This is a genomic window from Bacillus sp. FSL R5-0709 (assembly GCF_038004785.1).
In the GTDB taxonomy this organism is placed as follows: domain Bacteria; phylum Bacillota; class Bacilli; order Bacillales; family Bacillaceae_G; genus Bacillus_A; species Bacillus_A mycoides.
On record NZ_JBBORT010000001.1, the window covers coordinates 706240 to 730967 of the forward strand.

Annotated in this window: 15 protein-coding genes, 17 tRNA genes, 3 rRNA genes and 2 pseudogenes; 32 read left to right on the forward strand and 5 right to left on the reverse strand. The window is 39.7% G+C overall.

Features of this window, described 5'->3' with window-relative positions:
• Positions 1–59 precede the first annotated feature (59 nt).
• Positions 60–267: pseudogene (locus MKX37_RS03525) on the reverse strand (amino acid permease); the annotation flags it as partial.
• 406 nt (positions 268–673) lie between these two features.
• Between MKX37_RS03525 and MKX37_RS03530 the strand changes: the two are divergent.
• From MKX37_RS03530 to MKX37_RS03565, 8 genes are all read left to right on the forward strand, one after another.
• Positions 674–1384: a C39 family peptidase gene (locus tag MKX37_RS03530; protein ID WP_033708232.1), complete on the forward strand. Its 711-nt coding sequence runs from the start codon at positions 674–676 to the stop codon at positions 1382–1384.
• 129 nt (positions 1385–1513) lie between these two features.
• Positions 1514–2689, forward strand: coding sequence for an amidohydrolase (locus MKX37_RS03535; RefSeq protein ID WP_002125300.1), 1176 nt, complete (start codon positions 1514–1516; stop codon positions 2687–2689).
• Between the two features lies 1 nt (position 2690).
• Entirely contained in the window at positions 2691–2888 is a 198-nt protein-coding gene (locus MKX37_RS03540) for a DUF3311 domain-containing protein (protein WP_002029838.1), read from the forward strand.
• Positions 2885–4357, forward strand: a complete 1473-nt coding sequence (locus tag MKX37_RS03545) for a sodium:solute symporter family protein (protein ID WP_002186976.1) — start codon at positions 2885–2887, stop codon at positions 4355–4357. Before MKX37_RS03540 ends, MKX37_RS03545 begins: the two co-directional genes overlap by 4 nt.
• 101 nt (positions 4358–4458) lie before the next feature.
• Positions 4459–5937, forward strand: a complete 1479-nt coding sequence (gerLA, locus tag MKX37_RS03550; protein WP_003187400.1) for a spore germination protein GerLA — start codon at positions 4459–4461, stop codon at positions 5935–5937.
• The gene (locus MKX37_RS03555) at positions 5938–7062 is read left to right on the forward strand and encodes an endospore germination permease (protein WP_002169135.1); all 1125 of its coding nucleotides are present in this window, start codon (positions 5938–5940) and stop codon (positions 7060–7062) included.
• Positions 7046–8212: a Ger(x)C family spore germination protein gene (locus MKX37_RS03560; protein ID WP_002186981.1), complete on the forward strand. Its 1167-nt coding sequence runs from the start codon at positions 7046–7048 to the stop codon at positions 8210–8212. Before MKX37_RS03555 ends, MKX37_RS03560 begins: the two co-directional genes overlap by 17 nt.
• An 11-nt stretch (positions 8213–8223) precedes the next feature.
• Positions 8224–8352, forward strand: a complete 129-nt coding sequence (locus MKX37_RS03565; RefSeq protein WP_002029830.1) for a hypothetical protein — start codon at positions 8224–8226, stop codon at positions 8350–8352.
• A gap of 63 nt (positions 8353–8415) precedes the next feature.
• Here the strand turns inward: MKX37_RS03565 and MKX37_RS03570 are convergent, their stop codons facing one another.
• From MKX37_RS03570 to MKX37_RS03580, 3 genes are read right to left on the reverse strand one after another with little or no spacing between them, the layout of a single operon-like run.
• The gene (locus MKX37_RS03570) at positions 8416–9816 is read right to left on the reverse strand and encodes a nucleoside recognition domain-containing protein (protein ID WP_002125307.1); all 1401 of its coding nucleotides are present in this window, start codon (positions 9814–9816) and stop codon (positions 8416–8418) included.
• A complete protein-coding gene (locus MKX37_RS03575; protein ID WP_002010621.1) occupies positions 9794–10516 on the reverse strand; it encodes a FeoB small GTPase domain-containing protein in 723 nt (240 codons plus the stop codon). The genes MKX37_RS03570 and MKX37_RS03575 overlap by 23 nt, the downstream gene beginning before the upstream one ends.
• Entirely contained in the window at positions 10513–10770 is a 258-nt protein-coding gene (locus MKX37_RS03580; RefSeq protein ID WP_002090873.1) for a FeoA family protein, read from the reverse strand. The genes MKX37_RS03575 and MKX37_RS03580 overlap by 4 nt, the downstream gene beginning before the upstream one ends.
• A 509-nt stretch (positions 10771–11279) precedes the next feature.
• Between MKX37_RS03580 and MKX37_RS03585 the strand changes: the two genes are divergently transcribed.
• The 4 genes and pseudogenes from MKX37_RS03585 to MKX37_RS03600 all read left to right on the forward strand — a co-directional run.
• Positions 11280–12179 (forward strand): phosphate ABC transporter substrate-binding protein PstS family protein, encoded by a 900-nt coding sequence (locus MKX37_RS03585; protein ID WP_139367925.1) that lies wholly within the window; start codon positions 11280–11282, stop codon positions 12177–12179.
• A gap of 71 nt (positions 12180–12250) precedes the next feature.
• The gene (gene pstC, locus MKX37_RS03590) at positions 12251–13141 is read left to right on the forward strand and encodes a phosphate ABC transporter permease subunit PstC (RefSeq protein WP_002090872.1); all 891 of its coding nucleotides are present in this window, start codon (positions 12251–12253) and stop codon (positions 13139–13141) included.
• A gap of 2 nt (positions 13142–13143) precedes the next feature.
• Complete coding sequence (pstA, locus tag MKX37_RS03595) at positions 13144–14064, forward strand: phosphate ABC transporter permease PstA (protein ID WP_002010630.1); 921 nt, start codon at positions 13144–13146, stop codon at positions 14062–14064.
• A 49-nt stretch (positions 14065–14113) separates the two neighbouring features.
• Positions 14114–14530, forward strand: a pseudogene (locus tag MKX37_RS03600) (AAA family ATPase); the annotation flags it as partial.
• Between the two features lie 49 nt (positions 14531–14579).
• On the opposite strand, the gene MKX37_RS03605 reads toward MKX37_RS03600, so the two are convergent.
• Complete coding sequence (locus MKX37_RS03605; protein ID WP_033731024.1) at positions 14580–17624, reverse strand: efflux RND transporter permease subunit; 3045 nt, start codon at positions 17622–17624, stop codon at positions 14580–14582.
• Positions 17625–18295: 671 nt separating this feature from the next.
• Between MKX37_RS03605 and MKX37_RS03610 the strand changes: the two genes are divergently transcribed.
• The 20 genes from MKX37_RS03610 (at position 18296) to MKX37_RS03705 (ending at position 24725) form a co-directional block, all read left to right on the forward strand.
• A 16S ribosomal RNA gene (locus tag MKX37_RS03610) occupies positions 18296–19847 on the forward strand.
• 146 nt (positions 19848–19993) lie between these two features.
• Positions 19994–22915, forward strand: a 23S ribosomal RNA gene (locus MKX37_RS03615).
• Between the two features lie 100 nt (positions 22916–23015).
• Positions 23016–23131: ribosomal RNA gene (gene rrf / locus MKX37_RS03620) — 5S ribosomal RNA — on the forward strand.
• The 16S, 23S and 5S rRNA genes sit together here with 17 tRNA genes alongside, the layout of an rRNA operon.
• 5 nt (positions 23132–23136) lie before the next feature.
• Positions 23137–23212: transfer RNA gene (locus MKX37_RS03625), tRNA-Val, on the forward strand.
• 8 nt (positions 23213–23220) lie between these two features.
• Positions 23221–23304, forward strand: a tRNA-Tyr gene (locus MKX37_RS03630).
• Positions 23305–23316: 12 nt separating this feature from the next.
• Positions 23317–23391: transfer RNA gene (locus MKX37_RS03635), tRNA-Gln, on the forward strand.
• A 4-nt stretch (positions 23392–23395) separates the two neighbouring features.
• Positions 23396–23471: transfer RNA gene (locus tag MKX37_RS03640), tRNA-Lys, on the forward strand.
• A gap of 16 nt (positions 23472–23487) precedes the next feature.
• Positions 23488–23568, forward strand: a tRNA-Leu gene (locus MKX37_RS03645).
• A gap of 29 nt (positions 23569–23597) precedes the next feature.
• Positions 23598–23672 (forward strand) — tRNA-Gly (locus MKX37_RS03650).
• Between the two features lie 16 nt (positions 23673–23688).
• A tRNA-Leu gene (locus tag MKX37_RS03655) sits at positions 23689–23777 on the forward strand.
• Between the two features lie 3 nt (positions 23778–23780).
• Positions 23781–23854: transfer RNA gene (locus MKX37_RS03660), tRNA-Arg, on the forward strand.
• A gap of 10 nt (positions 23855–23864) precedes the next feature.
• A tRNA-Pro gene (locus MKX37_RS03665) sits at positions 23865–23938 on the forward strand.
• Positions 23939–23953: 15 nt separating this feature from the next.
• Positions 23954–24026 (forward strand) — tRNA-Ala (locus MKX37_RS03670).
• Between the two features lie 18 nt (positions 24027–24044).
• A tRNA-Ser gene (locus tag MKX37_RS03675) sits at positions 24045–24137 on the forward strand.
• A gap of 61 nt (positions 24138–24198) precedes the next feature.
• Positions 24199–24291: transfer RNA gene (locus MKX37_RS03680), tRNA-Ser, on the forward strand.
• 24 nt (positions 24292–24315) lie between these two features.
• A tRNA-Met gene (locus MKX37_RS03685) sits at positions 24316–24392 on the forward strand.
• Positions 24393–24394: 2 nt separating this feature from the next.
• A tRNA-Asp gene (locus MKX37_RS03690) sits at positions 24395–24470 on the forward strand.
• Between the two features lie 9 nt (positions 24471–24479).
• A tRNA-Phe gene (locus tag MKX37_RS03695) sits at positions 24480–24555 on the forward strand.
• 20 nt (positions 24556–24575) lie between these two features.
• Positions 24576–24648, forward strand: a tRNA-Thr gene (locus tag MKX37_RS03700).
• A 6-nt stretch (positions 24649–24654) separates the two neighbouring features.
• Positions 24655–24725: transfer RNA gene (locus MKX37_RS03705), tRNA-Trp, on the forward strand.
• Positions 24726–24728: the final 3 nt, after the last annotated feature.

The window sequence follows — 24728 nt, forward strand, 5'->3', positions numbered from 1 at the left end:
AAAAAAATTATCTTATCATAAGAAAAAATACTGAATTTTTAATATATTCAGTTTGTTACCTAAGTTATATTTCTTTTTTGCTCAAATGTGACAACTTTCCGAAACTTTAACTCGGTATAAAATGTAACAAATGATCATAAATGGAACCCAGCAATAAAGAGCAATTCTCTGATCTGGAATGAAAGCTAAACTAACAAATGTAAGGAAATTGGGTGAGAAAGCTACGATTGGAACTATTGGATAAAGTGGTGTGCGGTATTTTAATTCTGCTTGTTCTACTTGTTGATTCATATGTCCCTCCCCCATATTTTTTTGTATGTTTTAACTAGATTTTATTCGGTGCTTTTAATCATTAGTGGGGGTGAAAAACATACTTGGTTTATTTTGTTGTGAACTGAGTATGTAAAGGAAAAACTAACTATGACTAAATACCTTAGAATGTTTATTAACCTAGTGAAGGAAATGTGATTCTTTCACTAGGTTAATAATTTTGTTTTTTAGTAAAAAATTCTGAAAAATTATATTTTTTTCTTTCTATTTCAAACAATCGGAATTTTAAAAAGTATTTGTGAATAATAATTCACAGAATCTTTCTAGCAAACTAGTAAGAAGAAAGGTACAATGATAGGAGTTGTGCCTTTAAAATAATTGATATAATGGAGTTTGGTTTATGATGAAAAAGTTAAAATATATTTTTATTTTCGGTATTATATTTGCTGTCGTGTTCTTTTTTGAGAAAGATAAAATTATGAAAAAGGCACAAGAATTTCGGTTAGACCTTTTCTCTGAGATGAAAGAAAGTGCAATGATTACAGAGGTTCCGTTTATTAGACAGTTACCTGAATTACCTAGAGGTTGTGAAGTGACAAGTTTAACTATGCTACTACAACATAAAGGTGTACAAGTAGATAAGATGCAACTTGCTAGTGAAATTCATCGCGTTCCATTTAAACAAGATGGTTTGCATGGAAATCCGTATGAGGGATTCGTTGGAAATATTTACACGAAAGCTGAGCCGGGATACGGTGTATATAATCAACCGATTTTTAATTTAGCAGAAAAGTATGTTCCTGAAAAAGTAATTAATTTAACGGGTAGAGACGTGCAAGATCTATATAAAGTAATTAGTTCTGGTTCTCCAGTATGGGTAATTATTAATACAACGTTTAAACCATTAGCCGAAAGTAGTTTTGAAACATGGAATACGAGTTCAGGTAAAGTGAAAATTACATATTATGAGCATAGTGTTGTAGTAATTGGATATGATCAAAACTTTGTATACGTAAATGATCCTCTTGCAAACAATCCACGAAAAGCTGTTCCTCGTGCTGAATTTGAAAAGGCATGGGAGCAAATGGGGAAACAAGCAATTACTATTTTATAAAATGAAAAGTCATCTTGAGATGGCTTTTTCTTTTTGAATATTCATTATAGAAAATTCTGAAAATTCTTTCAGAAGTTAACGATTCACGCTATAATAACATTTAACTTGGTAAAGAAGGGGAGAAGAGAAATGGATGTCGCAAAGGAACTTGTTTTATCAAAGAATCAGTTGATTGAGTGGAGAAGGCATTTTCATAAGTATCCAGAGTTATCTTTTCAAGAGGAAAAAACATCTCAATTTGTATTCGACATACTTCGGGAAATCCCGTATTTAGAAGTCTCAAGGCCTACTAAATATAGTGTAATGGCAAGGTTAATTGGTAGGCAGCCTGGTAAAACTATCGCGGTTCGTGCTGATATGGATGCTCTTCCTATTCATGAAGAAAATAAGTTTGATTTTATTTCTATATATCCAGGTGTGATGCATGCGTGTGGTCACGATGGTCACATGGCAATATTGCTTGGTGTAGTACATAAGTTGGTAGAGGAAAGAGAGAAAGTTAAGGGAGAGATTCGCTTTTTATTTCAACATGCAGAAGAAAACTTTCCAGGCGGTGCAGAGGAAATGGTCGCAGCGGGAGTGATGACAGGTGTGGATTACATTATTGGTGCTCATCTTTGGGCGTCATTAGAGGTTGGAAAAGTAGGTGTAATTTATGGTCCTGCGATGGCGGCGCCGGACGTTTTTAAAATTACGATAGAGGGAAAAGGTGGGCATGCTGGAATTCCGCATGAAACAGTTGATAGTATCGCCATTGGTGCGCAAGTAGTTTCGCAAATTCAGCAAATTGTATCTCGCCTCACGAATCCGTTAGATTCTCTCGTAGTATCTGTTACGCAATTTCATTCTGGGACAACTCATAATGTTATCCCGGAACAAGCGGAGGTTGAAGGGACAGTGAGAAGTTTAAGGCATGAATTAAGAGAAGAAACAAAGAAGAAGCTTGAAAGGATTGTAAAACATATTACAGAATCCTACGGTGCTAAGTATACATTTTCTTATGAATATGGATATCGCCCAGTTGTGAACGATTATGAAGTTACAGAGCTTATTGAACATACAGCATTACAGCTGTATGGAAGAGAAAGAGTTGTTCGTTTACAGCCAACGATGGCAGGGGAAGATTTTTCAGCATTTTTACAAAAGGCACCAGGGACGTTCTTTTTTATAGGGGCAGGAAATGAAGAGAAGGGAATTATATATCCGCATCATCACCCTCGTTTTACAATTGACGAAGACGCATTACCAATTGGAGTGGAAGTCTTTGTATCATCCATTATGAATTTTATAAGTAAAGGAGAATGAGATGAAAAAAATACACGTGCTAGCACTTATTCCAGTTCTTTGTTTAGTAGTTGGACCAGTATTTGCAAATTCGGTCACTCCTTACGTATGGGGGATGCCATTTTTATTATTTTGGGTACTATTATCAGTGCTCATTACGTCTCTTTGTATGGGTCTTGTGTACGTATTCGATCCTGCTAATAAGGGGGACGTAAAATGACTGCATTATTTATCATTATTATATTTTTGTTTCTCGCACTATTTTTAGGAATTCGGGCACAACATGGAAAAGATATGAATTTAGAACAATGGTCAGTTGGAGGAAGAGGATTTGGAACTATTTTCGTTTTTCTCCTTATGGCAGGGGAAATTTATACGACGTTCACATTTTTAGGAGGAAGTGGCTGGGCTTATAGTAAAGGAGCTCCTACATTTTATATTTTAGGGTATGGTGCATTAGCTTATATTTTATCGTATTTCTTATTGCCTCCAATTTGGAAGTATGCAAAAGAACATAACCTCATTTCACAATCAGATTTCTTTGCGAAGAAATACAGGAGTAAGACGCTTGGGGTAATTGTTTCAATTATTGGTGTTATTTCGATTATCCCGTATCTTGTTTTGCAATTAAAGGGATTAGGAATTATCGTTTCGGAAGCTTCCTATGGAAGAGTGACACCTGTTATTGCGGTATGGATTGGTGCTATTGTTATAACTATTTATGTAATGGTTTCAGGTATACATGGATCGGCTTGGACAGCTGCTTTGAAGGACATTATGATACTATTTATCGTTATGTTTTTAGGTATATATTTACCGTATCACTATTACGGAGGATTTCAACCGATGTTTGAAGCTGTAGAAGCTGCAAAACCAGGTTTTTTATCTTTACCTGAAAAGGGAATGAGTATTTCTTGGTTTGTTTCTACTATTATATTAACGGCTCTCGGTTTTTATATGTGGCCTCATACATTTGCCTCAGCTTTCTCAGCGAAAAGTGAAAAAGTATTTAGGAAAAATGCAGCAATTATGCCTCTCTATTCTTTAGTTTTGCTTTTTGTGTTCTTTGCAGGTTTTGCTGCTATCTTGCAAGTTCCAGGGTTAAAGGGAGCGGATGTAGATCTTTCATTATTCCGTCTGGCTCTTCAAACGTTTGATCCATGGTTTATTGGTATTATTGGTAGTGCAGGAGTGTTAACGGCATTAGTTCCAGGTTCCATGCTTGTTATGGCGGCATCTACGTTGTTAGCAAAAAATATTTACCGAACAATGGTGCCATCTGCTTCAGATAGACAAGTTGCAAAAGTAGCTAAGTTATTTGTACCTGTTGTAACGCTTGTTGCAGTATTGTTTACATTTAAAGGGGGAGAAACGATAGGGGCTCTTCTTTTAATGGGGTACAGTATAGTTACGCAACTTTTCCCTGCACTTGTATGTAGTTTGTTTCCACGTCAAATTATTACGAAGCAAGGAGCGATTGCAGGAATGGGGATTGGGTTGTTAATTGTCGCGTATATTACCTTATCTGGTTCAACTATAGCTACGATGTTTCCGAGTTTTCCGCAATATATAAAAGATTTAAATGTAGGTGTAGTCGCATTGTTAATGAATATGATTGTGATGTTTATCGTTAGTGGATTCACAAGAAATGTATCTGTAAAGACCGACAATATAATAGTAGAAAAGTAATTCGTATGTTAGAGCTATCTTCGAAAAGAGATAGCTCTTTTTTGTATATATTTTCTTCTATTAGCGGAATCTAACTAAAAACTTGTTGAAAAGGAAGTTAGGTGGGGAAATTGTTAGAGCTAAAAGGTAACTTGTTTGAAGTTATGAAGGAAATTAGAGATGAGTTAGGTTCACCTAATGATTTAACAATTAGAGAAGTTGCTCTTGCTGGTAGTTTAACCCGCTGTGCTGTTATTTTTTTATGTGGGTTAACAGATAAGGATAATGTTTATAAATATGTAGTTCGTACGCTTCAATATGAAGAAATACAAAAAGAAGCAGCTATTGTTCAAACGTTATTAGATTGTTTTATTTCTATCGCAGAAGTTGGTATGAAAACAACGTTTCCTGATATTATAAATGCGATTTTAGCGGGAGATACAGTTATATTAATTGATAATATTCAAACGGCTATTGTTGTTAATAGTAGAGCTTGGGAGAAAAGAAGTCTAGAGCCTCCAGTGACAGAAGATTTAATACGTGGACCGAGAGTTGGATTAAATGAAGATATTAATGTGAACAAAATGCTAATTCGCCGTGGTTTACGTGATCCGAAGTTACGGTTTCAATCTTATATTATGGGGAAACGATCGCAGAAAGAAGTAACCCTAGTATATATAGAGGATATTATTAACCCTTACATCGTAAACGAGCTAGATCGGCGTCTTCAATCAATAGTGACAGATGTCATTTTTGAGACAGGAACGATTGAGCAATTAATTCAAGATAATAATTTATCGCCGTTTCCGCAGTTTTTAAATACAGAAAGACCAGATAATATAGTGGCTGCATTGGCGAAAGGGAAAGCGGCCATTTTAGTAGATGGGTCACCATTTGCTCTTATAGCTCCACTAGTGTTTGTTGATATTTTTCAATCTGTAGAAGATCATTATGAGCGTTGGATAATTGGAACGTTATTAAGAATGTTACGTATGGGATCAGGTATCGCTGCTGTTTTATTACCTGCCATGTACGTAGCGCTTGTATCGTATCATCAAGGGCTTATTCCATCTAAACTAGCTTATTCCATTGCGGGAGCGAGAGAAGGAGTACCGTTTCCTGCTTATATAGAAACGTTAATGATGGCATTAACGATGGAATTAATACGAGAAGCCGGGATTAGGCTTCCGAAACCGATGGGACAAACAATTGGCATCGTAGGCGGTCTTGTAATTGGAGAAGCGGCAGTAAATGCGGGGATTGTAAATCCGTTTTTAGTAATTATTATTGCGGTTACCGCAATTGCTACATTTTCACTGCCTGTATATAGCATTACAATTACGTTCCGGATTTTACTTTTTGTCTTTGTGTTAGCGGCGACTGCTTTTGGATTGTACGGAATCATTTTAGCTCTTATTGCACTTGCGATTCATATTACGAATTTAAAGAGTGTTGGGGTGCCATATACAACGCCTATTGCTCCTGCATTTTATAAAGATTGGGAAGAAGAAATGATCCGCTTGCCAAAATCAATGTTGAAAGAAAGACCAGAGTACTTACAAACGAAAGATTCTACAATACGTCCAAAGGAGCGAGAGTAATTGAAGCCATTTGAATATGGGGATGAAGAAATTGGATCTCGGGAACTTGGTTTTGCGGTATCGTCAACAATTATCGGTATAGGTGCATTATCTATGCCGCGAGATATTGCTACGCAAACTTTATTTTCGGACGGTTGGATTATTTTGCTTTTGGGTGGATTAATATGTGCAATTTTAGGTTGGTTTGTAACGAGGGTAGCTATTTTATTCCCAAAACAAAACTTTGTTCAATATACGAGTGCACATTTGACGAAGCCTGTTGCATACACAATTAGTAGCATTTTAGTATTAACGTTTGCTGCTTTGACAGCATATGAATCGCGAATGATTGCAATTATTTCACAAACGTATTTGTTTAGTGATACACCAGTACAACTATTGTCGTTCTTTTTCCTATTAGTTGTTATTTATGGAATAGCGGGGTCGAGAGCGGCTCTATTAAGGTTAAACGTTTTATTCTTACCTATCGTTTTAATTGCAATCGTACTGCTTTCTTTATTGAATGTGAACTTAATGGAAATAGATAATTTACTACCGGCTTTTCAAACGGACGTCAGTCAATATGCTGTAGGAGTTAAAAATTCTATTTTCACATTTATCGGATTTGAGGTAGCTCTGTTTTATGCCGTGATGTTGAACGATAAGACAGCGAAAAAAGCGCCAATGGCAGTTGCAAAAGCGGTGATAGTAAACGTTTTGTCATACATTTTAATTTATGTAACTTGTATTAGTGTTTTTTCGTATATGACAACACGTGGATTGACATTTCCAACAATTGAACTAGGGAAAGAAATTGAAATTGGTGGAGGATTTTTAGAGAGATTTGATGCGATTTTTTTTACCACTTGGATTATTACTATTTATAACACTACAGCAATGTATTATGACGTCGCATCTTTATTGTTTTGTGCTATGTTTCCAAAAGTGAAGAAACACGTATTTATTTTTGTGAGTGCTCCTATTATTTTTATGGTGAATATGATACCTGGCAATTCGAATGATTTATCAAGTTATGGGACTTATTTAGCTTGGATAGATATGGGGTTTGTTGTGTCAGCACCTTTGCTAGTTTTTATTGTATATAAAATAAAAAGAAGGAATGGTGGCAATGAAACACCTTCTTAAAATTATAATAATTATGTTTTTAGCTGGATCTATTAGTGGGTGCTCTGAGCTGGAGGAGATAGAAGAAAGGGGATTTGTAGTAGGGGCGGCTTACGATATCGTGAAGGAAAAACAATCGAATCCAATTATGAAAGGGACGTATCAGATGGTGCTCCCAAGTAAATTGTCGCAACAAGGTGGACAAGGGGATGGAGATAGCGAAAATTATATTAATGTTAGTGCGAAAGCAGATAGTGTCTTTGAGCAAATACGAATTATCGCTAAAAAAATTAGTCGCTCATTATTCTTTCCGCATATACAAGTGATAATTTTTTCTAAAGATTTACTAGCGAATCCATATGTTTTACAAAATACGTTAGATGTATATATTCGCGATCATGAAATGAGAAGAAATATTCGTTTGTTCGTTTCTAAGAAAAATGCAGAAGCTATTTTAAAGCAGAGTGCCAAGCCTGAAAATTTGCCAGCGCAGTATATCGATATGTTAGCTGAACATCCTCCGAAAAATGCCCAAATGATTGAGGCTGCAAGAATTGGTGAAGTACAGGAAAAGATGATTTCTAACCAGAGTTTCGTATTACCTATTCTCGAACTAACAAAACAAGGGGTACAAATGAACGGAGCGGCGTTGTTTCGCGGGAAGGATAATAAGTGTGTAGGCATTTTGAATGGGGAAGAAACGTTAGGAATGAATTATATAATAGGTAAAAAAATTGGAGGTTTTTTTACTATCCGTAAAAAGAATCAACTTATTACATATGAAATTCATAAGCTGCATCGAAAAATTAAAGTATCTACAACGGATGCTACAAAACCAAAGTTTAATATTCACTTATCTCTGGAAGGTACATTGGCCGAGTTGCACTTTAGTGATCATAAAAAGGTTTTGAATGAAAAGCGTTTAGAGAAGGATATTTCGGAGGAAATGGAGAAACGCATCCAAAAATCGATTAAGCTTGTTCAAAAAAAATATAAGGTAGATGTATTAGCATTAGGGGAAGTATATAAGCGACATAATTATAAAGAGTGGAAGAAGATAGATAAGAATTGGGATCAAGGTGAAAAATACTTTAGTAATGCTGAAATTACTGTTCATGTTCATCCAACGATTGCACATTCAGGTTCAGCTTTACCGAAGAGAGTGAAATAAGGTGATGTAAGTTGTTTACTGGATTGGGAATTAGTTGCACGATATTAATGGCGGTTCTTCCGGGAGCCATATACTTCATTCATAAAAAAATTACAACGTATGGAGCGCAGCCGTGGAAAGAAAAAAAGAAACCTGAATAATTTCAGGTTTCTTTTGCGCAAAGCATATGTGAAGGGGGATACCTTCTATGTATGCTTTGTTTTTTATACAAGTCCTAACCAATGTACCAATTGTGTAGAGAGGAATGTAACAACAATGGCAATGACAGTAGGGATTGCGAACGATAAGAATGTCCATTTTGCACTTTTTGTTTCTTTATATATGTTAACTAGTGTTGTTCCACATGGGAAATGAAGAAGAGAGAACAACATTGTGTTTAACGCGGTTAACCAAGTCCAACCGTGTTCTAAGAATAGATTTTTAATTTGATTAAAATCATCTATTTCAGTTAAAGCACCAGTTGATAAGTAAGACATTAATAAAATCGGAATAACAATTTCATTAGCTGGTAGTCCAAGAATAAACGCTGCTAGAATAAATCCGTCAAGTCCTAACATTTTAGCAAATGGATCTAGGAAGTTTACAAAATACATAAGTAAGCTTGTGTCACCGATGAAAATATTAGCAAGTAACCAAGTTAATGCAGCTGCAGGGGCAGCTACAACTACAGCTCGTTTTAAAACATATATTGATTTATCGAGTGTTGCGCGTACAATTGTATTCCAAACTTTTGGCTTACGGTACGGTGGTAACTCAAGTGTGTAGTGAGTCGGAACACCTTTTAAAGCTGTTTTTGATAGTACCCAAGAAACGGTTAATGTCATAATGACACCAATTACAACCATTCCAACTACAACGCCAGCAGTAACAAGTGTTTGCATACTACCTGTATAACCAGCAGCCATAAATAATGAAGCCATTAAAATTAACATAGGCCAGCGACCGTTACAAGGAACGAAGTTGTTTGTTAAGATTGCAAGCATACGTTCACGTGGTGATTCAATAATACGTGTTGACATGATGGCAGCTGCATTACAACCGAATCCCATTGCCATTGTTAAAGATTGCTTGCCATGTGCACCAGATCGTTTGAATAAGCGGTCCATGTTAAATGCGACACGTGGTAAATATCCGTAGTTTTCTAATAGCGCGAACATAGGGAAAAAGATTGCCATAGGTGGTAACATAACGCTAATAACAGCACCGATACCGCGGAATAAACCAAGTATTAAAATGCCATGTAGCCATTCTGGTGCATGCATTGCTTGGAACCAAGATGTTAAATATCCTTCTACCCAGCCAAAGAACTTAGCGATCATATCAGAAGGTACGTTAGCGCCTGCAATTGTAAGATAAAAAATAATAGATAAAATACCGAGCATAATTGGGAATCCCCAGATTGGAGATGTGAAAATTTTATCTAGTTTTTCAGAACGATACAATTTATCGGTATTTGTATATTGAACAGCTTCTTTACATATACTTGCGGAGGTTCGATAAATATCTCCGACAATATCATCTCGTATATCTTCTTTTGAAAGTGTTTGTGCATGTTGAACAATATAGTCCAGTGGAAGAGCTTTACTGGCTGAGTGAGATTCCATTGATTATAACCTCCCTTACAAGTGGTTCGTTATGGTGTTTTTGAAGTGTAGTTAAGAAATTCTTATCTCCATCTAATATACGTAATGCAATCCAACGTGCTGGATACGTATCACCGAATACTTTATAAATTTGTGGTTCTAATTCCTGAATCATATTTTCGATTTTATCGTTATAAGTAATTTTAATTGGTGTTGGAATTAGTTTTTTATTTGCTACTTTAGCGATGACATTTAGCAAATGACCAATGCCTACTCGGTTGCGAGCAGAAATCTTCACTACAGGTACACCGAGTGATTTTGCTAATTTCTTTTCGTCAATAATGATTCCTTTTTTCTCCGCTTCATCAATTAAGTTAATACAAATGACCACATCGTTTGTCATTTCCATCACTTGGAGTGCTAAATTTAAATTTCTCTCCATTGCAGTTGCATCTATAACAACTACAGTTACTTCTGGTTTTTCAAATATAATATAATCTCGTGCTACTTCTTCATCTGCCGAATTTGAATACAGTGAGTAAGTTCCAGGTAAATCTATTATTGTATATATATTTCCGCCATGCTTATATTCCCCTTCAGCCTTTAAAACAGTTTTCCCCGTCCAGTTTCCAGTATGTTGTTTTAAGCCTGTTAAAGTATTAAATAATGTACTTTTCCCGGTATTCGGGTTACCAGCTAACGCAATGCGATGGTTACTCATCTGAAATCATCTCCTATTAATACCCCGAAAATAAGGGAGCTTTCTTCACTACGCAGTGCAATAGTTGTGTTGCTTACTTGATAAGCGACTGGGTCTCCAAGTGGGCTGCGTTGTAATACTTTAATTGTCGCTCCAGGAAAAAAGCCTAAATCTAATAAGCGTCGTTTCATAGTTCCTTCTAATTGTATCTTCTCAATTTGTACAAATTCCCCTGTTCTGAATTCGGAAAGGGGTTTAGTATTAGCCGATACCATAAAAGTTACCTCATCTCTATATTTTTAGTTTTAGTTTAAAAAGTTTCCTTAGGTAAACTTTTTGATACTAATATAGTAGACTACATTTAATGATGCTGTCAATTAGTACTTTAAAAATATTCAAATATTTTTAGAATTGTTCCAATTTATTTAGTTGTACCGAAAAATATTACTGGAATTCTTCTTAATGTAAATGAAGTAAGAGTGTGAAAGTTAAAAAATATAAAGGAATTGTAAATATAGTTTTAATCTAAAGGGCAAAATAAAGAAAAATATTTACATTGAATTTACATTGTTAAGATTAAATTTACAATACTGCGTGTTTAGTGTGGGTTTTGTTGGCTTTTTTAACTGTAAATGTTGGAATGTCTAGCTTTTATGGGATGTTACCTCCATTTACTTAAACTTAAAAATTGCTTAACACTCACATAATATTGTTGTCCTACAATGAATTTGTGTTCGAAAGAAGATGAATTCGAAAAGTGATAATCCAAATGGGGGTACAAGACATGATTATGAAAAAGGGTATTAAATTTTCTTTAGCGGCTTTAGTTGTTGCAGGTGCATTAGTTGGATGTGGAAAAACAGAAAGTACGGATAATAAGGAAGCTGCTAAAGGTAGCGATGCAAAACAAGAATTATCAGGTACGATTGCAGCGGCTGGCTCTACAGCTCTTCAACCTCTTGCGGAAGAAGCTGGAAAGAAATTCATGGAGGGAAATTCAAAAGTTTCTATTCAAGTTCAAGGTGGCGGTAGTGGAACTGGGATTAACCAAGTAGCATCTGGTGCAGTACAAATTGGTAATTCGGATGTTCCGGCTTCAGATAAAATAAAAGATGCTGAAAAAGCGAAAGAATTAGTAGATAACAAGGTAGCGGGTATCGCATTCGCACTTGTCGTAAATAAAGATGTAAAAGTTGATAACTTAACAGCAAAACAAGTACAAGATATCTTCACTGGAAAAGTGACAAACTGGAAAGAGTTAGGCGGAAAAGATGAAAAAATCAATGTAATTAATCGTCCAGCTTCATCTGGTACACGTGCTACATTTGAAAAAACAGTTATGAAAGAAGCTAAAATTAATGATGGAACTGGTACAACACAAGATTCTAACGGTGCAGTAGAGCAAGCGATTAACTCTACTCCAGGTTCAATCAGCTATTTAGCAATGTCTTACATGGTTGGCGATAAAAAAGGTGCATTGCAAACTGTGAAAATTGATGGTGCTGAACCGAAAGTTGAAAACATCTCTGCTGGTAAATATCCATTCTGGTCTTATGAGTACATGGTAACTAAAGGTGAGGCGAAAGAAGCGACAAAAGCTTACATTGACTATGTAAAAGGTAAAGATTTCGAAAAACAAGTAGAAGATATGGGTTACATCCCAATGTCTAAATTAAATAAGTAATAAAATTTTATGGGGCTGGCTGCAAGGCCAGTCCTGTTCATTTCAATCTATGAAGTGGGGTCTGTCCTGTGATGAAGGGGAAAAAACAAATTAATTACGTAAAGAGTGAATATATAGGTAGATCACTTGTTACGTTTTGCGGTATCTTTATTGTTTTTATTACATTAGCTATTATTGCGTTTATTTGCGGCAAAGGAATTCAATCTTTCACGCAAAGTGGTATCTCGTTTTCTGAGGTGTTAACTTCGACAAAATGGAATCCAAATGCTGATCAAGGTACGTATGGTGCTGTCATCTTTATTGTCGGTTCGACGCTTGTGTCGTTAGGTGCTGTTGTCATTAGTGCACCAATTGCTATAGCTCTTGCTATATTCATGAATTTAATTTCGCCGAAGTTTGGGAATAAAGTATTAAAGCCTGTTTTAGAATTATTAGTTGGTATTCCATCAGTTGTATACGGATTATTAGGGGTTACGATCTTGGTTCCTCTATTACGGGATTCGTTCGGTGGAGTGGGATTTAGTTTAATTGCGGGTATTATTGTCCTGAGTATTATGATTTTACCTACTATTGCTAGTATTGCCTCTGATGCAATACGCTCTGTTCCGTTTGATTACTTGGAAGCTTCTTACGGTCTAGGATCGACGAAATGGCAAGCGATTAGCCGAGTTATTGTTCCTGCTGCAAAACAAGGAATTTTAACAGGTATAGTTTTAGGGTTAGCGCGTGCTTTTGGTGAAGCGTTAGCGGTTCAAATGGTAATCGGGAACACGATTAAATTACCGGAAGGAATATATAGTCCAACAGCAACGTTAACAGGTATTCTGACAATGGATATGACGAATACATTAAACGGAACAGCTTGGAACAATGCGCTATGGACATTAGCAATGATTTTACTTGTTATTTCATTCCTGTTTATTTTAGTAATTCGAGCGATTGGTCAAAGAGGTGAGCGATAATAATGAATGCAAGAACGGTAAATAAAGTTTGGACAGGTATCTTTTATGGGGTTGCAGCTTTAGTTGTAGCTTTGCTGGCTTTTTTAATGTACGAAATTCTGCAAAAGGGATGGGGATTTTGGGATCCTAGTTTCTTATTCGGAGAACCAAGCAATACAAGAGCTGGTGGGGGAATTGGTCCACAGTTATTCAATTCTTTCTACATGCTTGTTATAACACTTATTATATCTATTCCTCTTGGACTAGGGGCTGGAATATATTTAGCGGAGTATGCAAAACAAGGTCGTTTTTTAAGTTTTGTTCGTTTATGTATTGAAACAATGGCGTCTTTACCTTCTATTGTTGTTGGACTATTTGGCTTATTAGTATTTGTTACCATGACAGGCTGGGGATATACAGTAATGGGTGGAGCTCTTGCTTTAACTATTTTGAATTTGCCTGGTTTAACACGTGTTTGTGAAAATGCGATTTCTGAAGTTCCTCATAATGTAAAAGAGGCGAGTCTTGGACTGGGTGCAACGAAATGGCAAACAATTGCCCGCATCATTATCCCGTCTTCGTTACCACAAATCATTACAGGTATTATTTTAGCGGCAGGCCGTATATTCGGTGAAGCTGCGGCGTTAATTTATACAGCGGGTTTAACATCACCTATTTTAAATTCAGCAGCGGACTTCTCGAGCCCCTCGCATCCTTTAAATCCATTTAGACCAGCTGAAACGTTAGCTGTTCACATTTGGAAATTAAACTCTGAAGGGATTATCCCGGATGCGAAGTTAATTGCAACAAAATCTGCAGCTGTATTAATTATTATGGTATTACTCTTTAATATCATTTCTCGTTTCGTAGCATCTGTATTACACAAGCGTTTTACAGGAGCGAAAAAAAGTCGTAAAACGACGAAGAAGGTAAAAGCGGCATAAATGTCCGTAAAAGAACTCTCTGTTTATAAACAGGGAGTTTTTTTACGGACATTTATTAAAATCATTAACGGTAAGAGGGAGTGAATCGACAGTTGTTGGGGGAGTCTCCTATGATATTGAGTGGAAACTGATAGTTTTTTTGTTGGAACAAGAGCGCAGTGTGATATTAGATAGTCCATGTCTCTATGAAGGGATGGTTAAAAAAGGAATAGATTTATGTCAGAAACATGGTGCTACATATAAATATATTGAATGTTATCTTAATAATATAGAAGAAATTAATCGTAGGTTACAAACGCGTGAACGTAAGATAAGTCAAATTACAAAAGTAGAATCAGAGGTAGCATTTAAAAAATGTCTGGCTGGCAGTAAAAGGCCTTTACATGGTGAATATCTTATTGTGGATTCTGGAGAGCCGCTAGAGAAGTATGGTAAAAAAGTGATGGATTATATTATGGATAGATAGAGGGATAAAAAAGGCGTTATCTTCATAATTGAAGATAACGCCTTTTGGTTTAAATATCAGGTGTTTCTGTAGAAGTGCTTATTTTTCTGCGGGAGCGTCTTTTTCTCCCGATTTTATCTAATAGTTCATACATAACGGGAACGACTACTAATGTAAGAACGGTTGAGACTGCCAAACCACCGATTACAACGACGGCCAGACTTTTCGATACCATACTTCCTGCTTGAGATTGCCCGAAGAGGAGCGGTAGCATAGCGACGATTGTTGTTATAGCTGTCATAATAATTGGGCGTAATCTAGTAGATCCTGCTTCTAGTAAGGCTTCTCTTGTTTCCATACCGTTTTCCCGATTTTGTTGCACTCTTTCTATTAATACAATAGCATTTGTAACGACAATCCCGATTAACATTAATGCGCCGATTAATGAATTTACGTCAACAGGTGTTCTTGAAATGATTAATCCTAAAATACCGCCGACAGCAGCTAATGGTAAAGAGAATAAAATCGCGAAAGGAGCACGTGCTTGCCCGAATGTGATAACCATAATTAAATATACAATCCCGATTGCAATCCCCATAATTTTAAATAAATCAGTGAAGTTCTCTTGCATAGATTCAGTAGCACCTGCGATATTTACTTTTGCCCCGTTAGGTAAATCTAAGTCAGCTATCGCTTTGTTTACTTCAGCGCTTACTTTACTTAAATCTTCACTTGAAGCTTCTGCAGTAATTTGAATCGTTTCTTTCCCATCTTTATGGAAGATTTCCGTTTGAAGTTGTTTTTCTGAAATAGTTGCAATGTCTTTTAAAGGAATTGGTCCGTTAATAGGTGATAGTATGTTTGTGTTTAAAATATCTTCTTGTTTGTTAATGGATGCCTTTTTATGTTCTATCATAATAGTTGTTTTTTCATTATTGATTGAGATTTCCCCAATAGGAGATTTCTTCATAAGGAATGATACTTGTTGTGCTGCTACTTCTGGTGTTAAACCTAGTTGCTCAGCCTTTGTTTGATCGATATGAATTTGCCATTCTTTTTTAGATTCTTCTATATTTGTTTTTACTTTGGAAAGAGAATCCATGCTTTTTAGTTTTGTTTCGACGATGTTAGCGGCCTTTTGTAAATTTGTTTCGTTAGTAGCTGTTACATTAAATTGTAAGTTGTTTCCGCCTCCGGATTCAGAGTAACTCGTTTTTATATAATCAAGTTCAGCTGGTTCGAAAGCTGTATGATCCTTTTTTAATTCTTTAATATATTGGTCGATGTCAGAACCTTTTTTAAAGACTACAAATATAGTTGCAAGGTTGTTTTGAGTTGTCTGTCCCCATTGTGCATCTTCTGCGCTAGATCCCATTCGCAAAATAACATCTGTTACATCAGAATTAGAGAGTAGTTTCTTTTCGAAATCAAAGGCTTTTTGTTTTTTAGCTTCAGAATCATAACCAGCTGGAAATGTCATGTTAACGGAAAGCATTGTATCATCCTCAGACTTTATGTTCGCTTTCGGAAGTAGTATGTAGGCTGCGATTGATCCTGCAAATAATAAAAAAGAAGTGAGTAGAATGATAAACTTATGAGAAAGAGCCCACTTTAATGTAGCGACATATCGCGGTGAAGAATGTGAATTGCGACGTTTTGTTTTTTTGAGCAGTAAAAAAGCCATAAGTGGAACGACTGTTAATGCCACAATTAAGGAAGAAAGTATAGAATATACAACTGCTAACACCATAGGTAACATTAGTTTTCCGATTACTCCCGATACGAGACCGATAGGTAAAAAAACGGCGACTGTTGTTAAAGTAGAAGAGGTAATTGCGACGGCGACCTCTTTTGTTGCATCGAGAATAATATCTTTAGAGAAAGATTCTTTTTGTAAACGACGGAAAATATTCTCGATGACAACGATACTATCATCGACGAGACGTCCAACTGCAACGGCTAAGCCACCTAGAGTTAAAATGTTAAGTGTGATGTTAGATTGGTGGAGTAAAAATAGTGTTAATAAAATAGATAATGGAATACTAACGACAGCGATGAGCGTTGTTCGAAAGCTGCGTAAAAAGATTAAGATAATGAAAGTTGCAGCAATTGCCCCAAGGATTACTTCTTTTCCCATACTAGTAACAGCATTTTCAACTTGCTCATGAGTTGAAGCTAAAAGTTTAATAGAGAATTGATCTTTATATTGCTTGCTTATATCTTTAATCTTTTTATCAATCTCTTTTCCGATTGCAACCGCATTTTTACTCGGCTCTTTCATGATGATTAATCCTGTTCCTTCTTCCCCGTTTATGTGCGAGATTGTATCGTAATGTTGTTTTAATTCAATTTGAGCGACATCTTGTAACTTTACTTGAGGTGTAACGGTAATATTTTTAATGTCATTTACATTTTTTATATCTCCGATGACACGAAGATTGTATTCTTCCTTATTAACGGTAATTGCTCCGGCTGGGGTGGACGTTTCTTTTCCTTGTAAAACTGTTAATACTTGCTGTGATGTTACGTTTTTATCTTTTAGTTGGTTAGGATCAAGTACGATGGATAATTCGGAAGTTGATTTTCCGAAAAACATAACATTGGCAACACCATCAATGCTTTCGAGTTGTGGTACGATTTCTTTCTCAATTTGTTTTTCGTCAGCTTTTGAAAATCCGTTTTGCTTCTGGATGGTAATTTGAGCGAGTGGAATCATAGAAGTGTTTAATTGACTAACAACAGGTTTAGTTACATCTTTAGGTAATTTAATCGTATTAATTGTTTTTTCGACTTCGCGTGCCGCATCTTTCATATTTGCCTTGGATGTATATGCAATGTCGATGCGTGATAATCCCTCATGTGTGGAAGAAGTGATGCCATCGATATGTTCTAAATTACGAAATTGTTTTTCAAGGGGATCAGTTACGTCCTTGGTCATCGTTTCAGCATCGAGCCCTTGAGATAATGTCGTAACAGTTATTGCAGGGTTATCGATGCTTGGTAAAAATTCCATAGGTAATTTAGAGCCGGAATAAACACCGAGTATGGAAATGAGAAAAACCATGATAATAATAGCGGCTCGGTTTTTTAATGAAAATTTTGTTAACCTATCCATAAAATAATTCCTCCATTAGTTTATTTATAGTTTTGTGGGCACTTTCTTACTATATAACAAAAATTGGATATCTTTCATTAATTAAATGTAAAAAAATTCTAACAATAATCTTAATTTAATATTTCGAGGGGAAGTTTGTTATTTGTGGAAGCAAAATTCCTGATTGGAGAGAAAAATCAGGAATTAAAGTTTTGCTCTAGTATAGTGGCCACGTTTTTTGTTACTCTACATTTAAATGATTATTTGTCCTTCTTAAGCAGAACTATGGTAATTATAAAATTAAAAAAGAAGAAGACTAAAGGTTAGGAAGTTATTGTGAAATACTGCCTGGTTGATGATAGTGTATAGTAACTTGTATACAATCAAAATGAATGTTTTTAGTAGAAAGGATAAGGGTTCTTTCTATAGAAGAAAGTAGGATAGATAACTTTTTGTATTTTTTTATAAAAAATACTTGTTATTTAAAAACCATGATGGTATATTAATAAACGTCGCTGATGCGGAAACGCAGAAAACGACAAAAAAGAAATTCAAAACATAGTTGACATCGAAAAATGAAGATGTTAATATGATGAAGTCGCTTTTGAAGCGGCAAACAAGTTCTTTGAAAACTGAACGAAACAAACAACGTGAACGTCAATTTTTATTTTTAGATGCTAGACAAACTAACTTTATTGGAGAGTTTGATCCTGGCTCAGGATGAACGCTGGCGGCGTGCCTAATACATGCAAGTCGAGCGAATGGATTAAGAGCTTGCTCTTATGAAGTTAGCGGCGGACGGGTGAGTAACACGTGGGTAACCTACCCATAAGACTGGGATAACTCCGGGAAACCGGGGCTAATACCGGATAATATTTTGAACTGCATAGTTCGAAATTGAAAGGCGGCTTCGGCTGTCACTTATGGATGGACCCGCGTCGCATTAGCTAGTTGGTGAGGTAACGGCTCACCAAGGCGACGATGCGTAGCCGACCTGAGAGGGTGATCGGCCACACTGGGACTGAGACACGGCCCAGACTCCTACGGGAGGCAGCAGTAGGGAATCTTCCGCAATGGACGAAAGTCTGACGGAGCAACGCCGCGTGAGTGATGAAGGCTTTCGGGTCGTAAAACTCTGTTGTTAGGGAAGAACAAGTGCTAGTTGAATAAGCTGGCACCTTGACGGTACCTAACCAGAAAGCCACGGCTAACTACGTGCCAGCAGCCGCGGTAATACGTAGGTGGCAAGCGTTATCCGGAATTATTGGGCGTAAAGCGCGCGCAGGTGGTTTCTTAAGTCTGATGTGAAAGCCCACGGCTCAACCGTGGAGGGTCATTGGAAACTGGGAGACTTGAGTGCAGAAGAGGAAAGTGGAATTCCATGTGTAGCGGTGAAATGCGTAGAGATATGGAGGAACACCAGTGGCGAAGGCGACTTTCTGGTCTGTAACTGACACTGAGGCGCGAAAGCGTGGGGAGCAAACAGGATTAGATACCCTGGTAGTCCACGCCGTAAACGATGAGTGCTAAGTGTTAGAGGGTTTCCGCCCTTTAGTGCTGAAGTTAACGCATTAAGCACTCCGCCTGGGGAGTACGGCCGCAAGGCTGAAACTCAAAGGAATTGACGGGGGCCCGCACAAGCGGTGGAGCATGTGGTTTAATTCGAAGCAACGCGAAGAACCTTACCAGGTCTTGACATCCTCTGAAAACTCTAGAGATAGAGCTTCTCCTTCGGGAGCAGAGTGACAGGTGGTGCATGGTTGTCGTCAGCTCGTGTCGTGAGATGTTGGGTTAAGTCCCGCAACGAGCGCAACCCTTGATCTTAGTTGCCATCATTAAGTTGGGCACTCTAAGGTGACTGCCGGTGACAAACCGGAGGAAGGTGGGGATGACGTCAAATCATCATGCCCCTTATGACCTGGGCTACACACGTGCTACAATGGACGGTACAAAGAGCTGCAAGACCGCGAGGTGGAGCTAATCTCATAAAACCGTTCTCAGTTCGGATTGTAGGCTGCAACTCGCCTACATGAAGCTGGAATCGCTAGTAATCGCGGATCAGCATGCCGCGGTGAATACGTTCCCGGGCCTTGTACACACCGCCCGTCACACCACGAGAGTTTGTAACACCCGAAGTCGGTGGGGTAACCTTTATGGAGCCAGCCGCCTAAGGTGGGACAGATGATTGGGGTGAAGTCGTAACAAGGTAGCCGTATCGGAAGGTGCGGCTGGATCACCTCCTTTCTATGGAGAATTGATGAACGCAGTTCATCAATAAACGTTGACTTGTTTTGTTTCGTTCAGTTTTGAGAGAACTATCTCTCAAGTTTAAATGTATGTTCTTTGAAAACTAGATAACAGTGTAGCTCATATTTTTTTAATTTTAGTTTGGTTAAGTTAGAAAGGGCGCACGGTGGATGCCTTGACACTAGGAGTCGATGAAGGACGGGACTAACGCCGATATGCTTCGGGGAGCTGTAAGTAAGCTTTGATCCGAAGATTTCCGAATGGGGAAACCCACTATACGTAATGGTATGGTATCCTTACCTGAATACATAGGGTATGGAAGACAGACCCAGGGAACTGAAACATCTAAGTACCTGGAGGAAGAGAAAGCAAATGCGATTTCCTGAGTAGCGGCGAGCGAAACGGAATCTAGCCCAAACCAAGAGGCTTGCCTCTTGGGGTTGTAGGACATTCTATACGGAGTTACAAAGGAACGAGGTAGACGAAGCGACCTGGAAAGGTCCGTCACAGAGGGTAATAACCCCGTAGTCGAAACTTCGTTCTCTCTTGAATGTATCCTGAGTACGGCGGAACACGTGAAATTCCGTCGGAATCTGGGAGGACCATCTCCCAAGGCTAAATACTCCCTAGTGATCGATAGTGAACCAGTACCGTGAGGGAAAGGTGAAAAGCACCCCGGAAGGGGAGTGAAAGAGATCCTGAAACCGTGTGCCTACAAATAGTCAGAGCCCGTTAATGGGTGATGGCGTGCCTTTTGTAGAATGAACCGGCGAGTTACGATCCCGTGCGAGGTTAAGCTGAAGAGGCGGAGCCGCAGCGAAAGCGAGTCTGAATAGGGCGTTTAGTACGTGGTCGTAGACCCGAAACCAGGTGATCTACCCATGTCCAGGGTGAAGTTCAGGTAACACTGAATGGAGGCCCGAACCCACGCACGTTGAAAAGTGCGGGGATGAGGTGTGGGTAGCGGAGAAATTCCAATCGAACCTGGAGATAGCTGGTTCTCCCCGAAATAGCTTTAGGGCTAGCCTTAAGTGTAAGAGTCTTGGAGGTAGAGCACTGATTGAACTAGGGGTCCTCATCGGATTACCGAATTCAGTCAAACTCCGAATGCCAATGACTTATCCTTAGGAGTCAGACTGCGAGTGATAAGATCCGTAGTCAAGAGGGAAACAGCCCAGATCGCCAGCTAAGGTCCCAAAGTGTGTATTAAGTGGAAAAGGATGTGGAGTTGCTTAGACAACTAGGATGTTGGCTCAGAAGCAGCCACCATTTAAAGAGTGCGTAATAGCTCACTAGTCGAGTGACTCTGCGCCGAAAATGTACCGGGGCTAAATACACCACCGAAGCTGCGAATTGATACCAATGGTATCAGTGGTAGGGGAGCGTTCTAAGTGCAGTGAAGTCAGACCGGAAGGACTGGTGGAGCGCTTAGAAGTGAGAATGCCGGTATGAGTAGCGAAAGACGGGTGAGAATCCCGTCCACCGAATGCCTAAGGTTTCCTGAGGAAGGCTCGTCCGCTCAGGGTTAGTCAGGACCTAAGCCGAGGCCGACAGGCGTAGGCGATGGACAACAGGTTGATATTCCTGTACCACCTCTTTATCGTTTGAGCAATGGAGGGACGCAGAAGGATAGAAGAAGCGTGCGATTGGTTGTGCACGTCCAAGCAGTTAGGCTGATAAGTAGGCAAATCCGCTTATCGTGAAGGCTGAGCTGTGATGGGGAAGCTCCTTATGGAGCGAAGTCTTTGATTCCCCGCTGCCAAGAAAAGCTTCTAGCGAGATAAAAGGTGCCTGTACCGCAAACCGACACAGGTAGGCGAGGAGAGAATCCTAAGGTGTGCGAGAGAACTCTGGTTAAGGAACTCGGCAAAATGACCCCGTAACTTCGGGAGAAGGGGTGCTTTCTTAACGGAAAGCCGCAGTGAATAGGCCCAAGCGACTGTTTAGCAAAAACACAGGTCTCTGCGAAGCCGTAAGGCGAAGTATAGGGGCTGACACCTGCCCGGTGCTGGAAGGTTAAGGAGAGGGGTTAGCGTAAGCGAAGCTCTGAACTGAAGCCCCAGTAAACGGCGGCCGTAACTATAACGGTCCTAAGGTAGCGAAATTCCTTGTCGGGTAAGTTCCGACCCGCACGAAAGGTGTAACGATTTGGGCACTGTCTCAACCAGAGACTCGGTGAAATTATAGTACCTGTGAAGATGCAGGTTACCCGCGACAGGACGGAAAGACCCCGTGGAGCTTTACTGTAGCCTGATATTGAATTTTGGTACAGTTTGTACAGGATAGGCGGGAGCCATTGAAACCGGAGCGCTAGCTTCGGTGGAGGCGCTGGTGGGATACCGCCCTGACTGTATTGAAATTCTAACCTACGGGTCTTATCGACCCGGGAGACAGTGTCAGGTGGGCAGTTTGACTGGGGCGGTCGCCTCCTAAAGTGTAACGGAGGCGCCCAAAGGTTCCCTCAGAATGGTTGGAAATCATTCGTAGAGTGCAAAGGCATAAGGGAGCTTGACTGCGAGACCTACAAGTCGAGCAGGGACGAAAGTCGGGCTTAGTGATCCGGTGGTTCCGCATGGAAGGGCCATCGCTCAACGGATAAAAGCTACCCCGGGGATAACAGGCTTATCTCCCCCAAGAGTCCACATCGACGGGGAGGTTTGGCACCTCGATGTCGGCTCATCGCATCCTGGGGCTGTAGTCGGTCCCAAGGGTTGGGCTGTTCGCCCATTAAAGCGGTACGCGAGCTGGGTTCAGAACGTCGTGAGACAGTTCGGTCCCTATCCGTCGTGGGCGCAGGAAATTTGAGAGGAGCTGTCCTTAGTACGAGAGGACCGGGATGGACGCACCGCTGGTGTACCAGTTGTTCTGCCAAGGGCATAGCTGGGTAGCTATGTGCGGAAGGGATAAGTGCTGAAAGCATCTAAGCATGAAGCCCCCCTCAAGATGAGATTTCCCATAGCGTAAGCTAGTAAGATCCCTGAAAGATGATCAGGTTGATAGGTTCGAGGTGGAAGCATGGTGACATGTGGAGCTGACGAATACTAATAGATCGAGGACTTAACCATATAATATGAAGCAACGTTATCTAGTTTTGAGAGAATATAAAAAACTTATTGACTTTCTAAGTGAATCAAGTATAATAATTTTTGTCTCAATCGAATATAGTCTGGTAATGATGGCAGAGAGGTCACACCCGTTCCCATACCGAACACGGAAGTTAAGCTCTCTAGCGCCAATGGTAGTTGGGACCTTGTCCCTGCGAGAGTAGGACGTTGCCAGGCAAAATGGAGGATTAGCTCAGCTGGGAGAGCACCTGCCTTACAAGCAGGGGGTCGGCGGTTCGATCCCGTCATCCTCCACCATATATGTCGGAGGGGTAGCGAAGTGGCTAAACGCGGCGGACTGTAAATCCGCTCCTTCGGGTTCGGCAGTTCGAATCTGCCCCCCTCCACCATTTCTTAATTATTGGGCTATAGCCAAGCGGTAAGGCAACGGACTTTGACTCCGTCATGCGCTGGTTCGAATCCAGCTAGCCCAGCCATTAAGAGCCATTAGCTCAGTTGGTAGAGCATCTGACTTTTAATCAGAGGGTCGAAGGTTCGAATCCTTCATGGCTCACCATTTTCTTAAAAAATATGCGGGTGTGGCGGAATTGGCAGACGCACTAGACTTAGGATCTAGCGCCTTTGGCGTGGGGGTTCGACTCCCTTCACCCGCACTTTTAATAAAATAACTCAAACATGTCTTGCGGAAGTAGTTCAGTGGTAGAATACAACCTTGCCAAGGTTGGGGTCGCGGGTTCGAATCCCGTCTTCCGCTCCAATTTTCAGTATGACATGCCGGGGTGGCGGAACAGGCAGACGCACAGGACTTAAAATCCTGCGGTGGGTGACCACCGTGCGGGTTCGACCCCCGCCCTCGGCACCATATGCGCCCGTAGCTCAATTGGATAGAGCGTTTGACTACGGATCAAGAGGTTAGGGGTTCGACTCCTCTCGGGCGCGCTTTTATTAACGGGAAGTGGCTCAGCTTGGTAGAGCACCTGGTTTGGGACCAGGGGGTCGCAGGTTCAAATCCTGTCTTCCCGATTTTCCCAAAAACATGGGGCCTTAGCTCAGCTGGGAGAGCGCCTGCCTTGCACGCAGGAGGTCAGCGGTTCGATCCCGCTAGGCTCCACTTTATTTTTTATATGTCGGAGGTATACCCAAGTTCGGCTGAAGGGATCGGTCTTGAAAACCGACAGGCGGCGAGAGTCGCGCGGGGGTTCGAATCCCTCTACCTCCTCCATTTTTTTAAAAAGTGGTTTAGTTACATATAAAAATGAATAAGATATTAATTTTTCCTTCATGGAGGTATACCCAAGTTCGGCTGAAGGGATCGGTCTTGAAAACCGACAGGCGGCGAGAGTCGCGCGGGGGTTCGAATCCCTCTACCTCCTCCATTTATTTTTAAAACATAATATCGTCGCGGGGTGGAGCAGTACGGTAGCTCGTCGGGCTCATAATCCGAAGGTCGCAGGTTCAAATCCTGTCCCCGCAACCAATGGTCCCGTGGTGTAGTGGTTAACATGCCTGCCTGTCACGCAGGAGATCGCCGGTTCGACCCCGGTCGGGACCGCCATTTTATGTTGGCTCGGTAGCTCAGTCGGTAGAGCAGAGGACTGAAAATCCTCGTGTCGGCGGTTCGATTCCGTCCCGAGCCACCATTTTTTTGTTTTTTTTTTATGCCGGCTTAGCTCAATTGGTAGAGCAACTGACTTGTAATCAGTAGGTTGGGGGTTCAAGTCCTCTAGCCGGCATCATTTAGGGGCATAGTTTAAAGGTAGAACTGAGGTCTCCAAAACCTCCAGTGTGGGTTCAATTCCTACTGCCCCTGTAA

What these genes read in the sequence shown, in the direction of transcription:
- MKX37_RS03530 (WP_033708232.1), top strand. Translation starts at nt 674, where the DNA reads ATGAAAAAGTTAAAATATATTTTTATTTTCGGTATTATATTTGCTGTC.
- MKX37_RS03535 (WP_002125300.1), top strand. Translation starts at nt 1,514, where the DNA reads ATGGATGTCGCAAAGGAACTTGTTTTATCAAAGAATCAGTTGATTGAG.
- MKX37_RS03540 (WP_002029838.1), top strand. Translation starts at nt 2,691, where the DNA reads ATGAAAAAAATACACGTGCTAGCACTTATTCCAGTTCTTTGTTTAGTA.
- MKX37_RS03545 (WP_002186976.1), top strand. Translation starts at nt 2,885, where the DNA reads ATGACTGCATTATTTATCATTATTATATTTTTGTTTCTCGCACTATTT.
- MKX37_RS03560 (WP_002186981.1), top strand. Translation starts at nt 7,046, where the DNA reads ATGAAACACCTTCTTAAAATTATAATAATTATGTTTTTAGCTGGATCT.
- MKX37_RS03570 (WP_002125307.1), bottom strand. Translation starts at nt 9,816, where the DNA reads ATGGAATCTCACTCAGCCAGTAAAGCTCTTCCACTGGACTATATTGTT.
- MKX37_RS03575 (WP_002010621.1), bottom strand. Translation starts at nt 10,516, where the DNA reads ATGAGTAACCATCGCATTGCGTTAGCTGGTAACCCGAATACCGGGAAA.
- MKX37_RS03580 (WP_002090873.1), bottom strand. Translation starts at nt 10,770, where the DNA reads ATGGTATCGGCTAATACTAAACCCCTTTCCGAATTCAGAACAGGGGAA.
- MKX37_RS03585 (WP_139367925.1), top strand. Translation starts at nt 11,280, where the DNA reads ATGATTATGAAAAAGGGTATTAAATTTTCTTTAGCGGCTTTAGTTGTT.
- pstC (WP_002090872.1), top strand. Translation starts at nt 12,251, where the DNA reads ATGAAGGGGAAAAAACAAATTAATTACGTAAAGAGTGAATATATAGGT.
- pstA (WP_002010630.1), top strand. Translation starts at nt 13,144, where the DNA reads ATGAATGCAAGAACGGTAAATAAAGTTTGGACAGGTATCTTTTATGGG.
- MKX37_RS03605 (WP_033731024.1), bottom strand. Translation starts at nt 17,624, where the DNA reads ATGGATAGGTTAACAAAATTTTCATTAAAAAACCGAGCCGCTATTATT.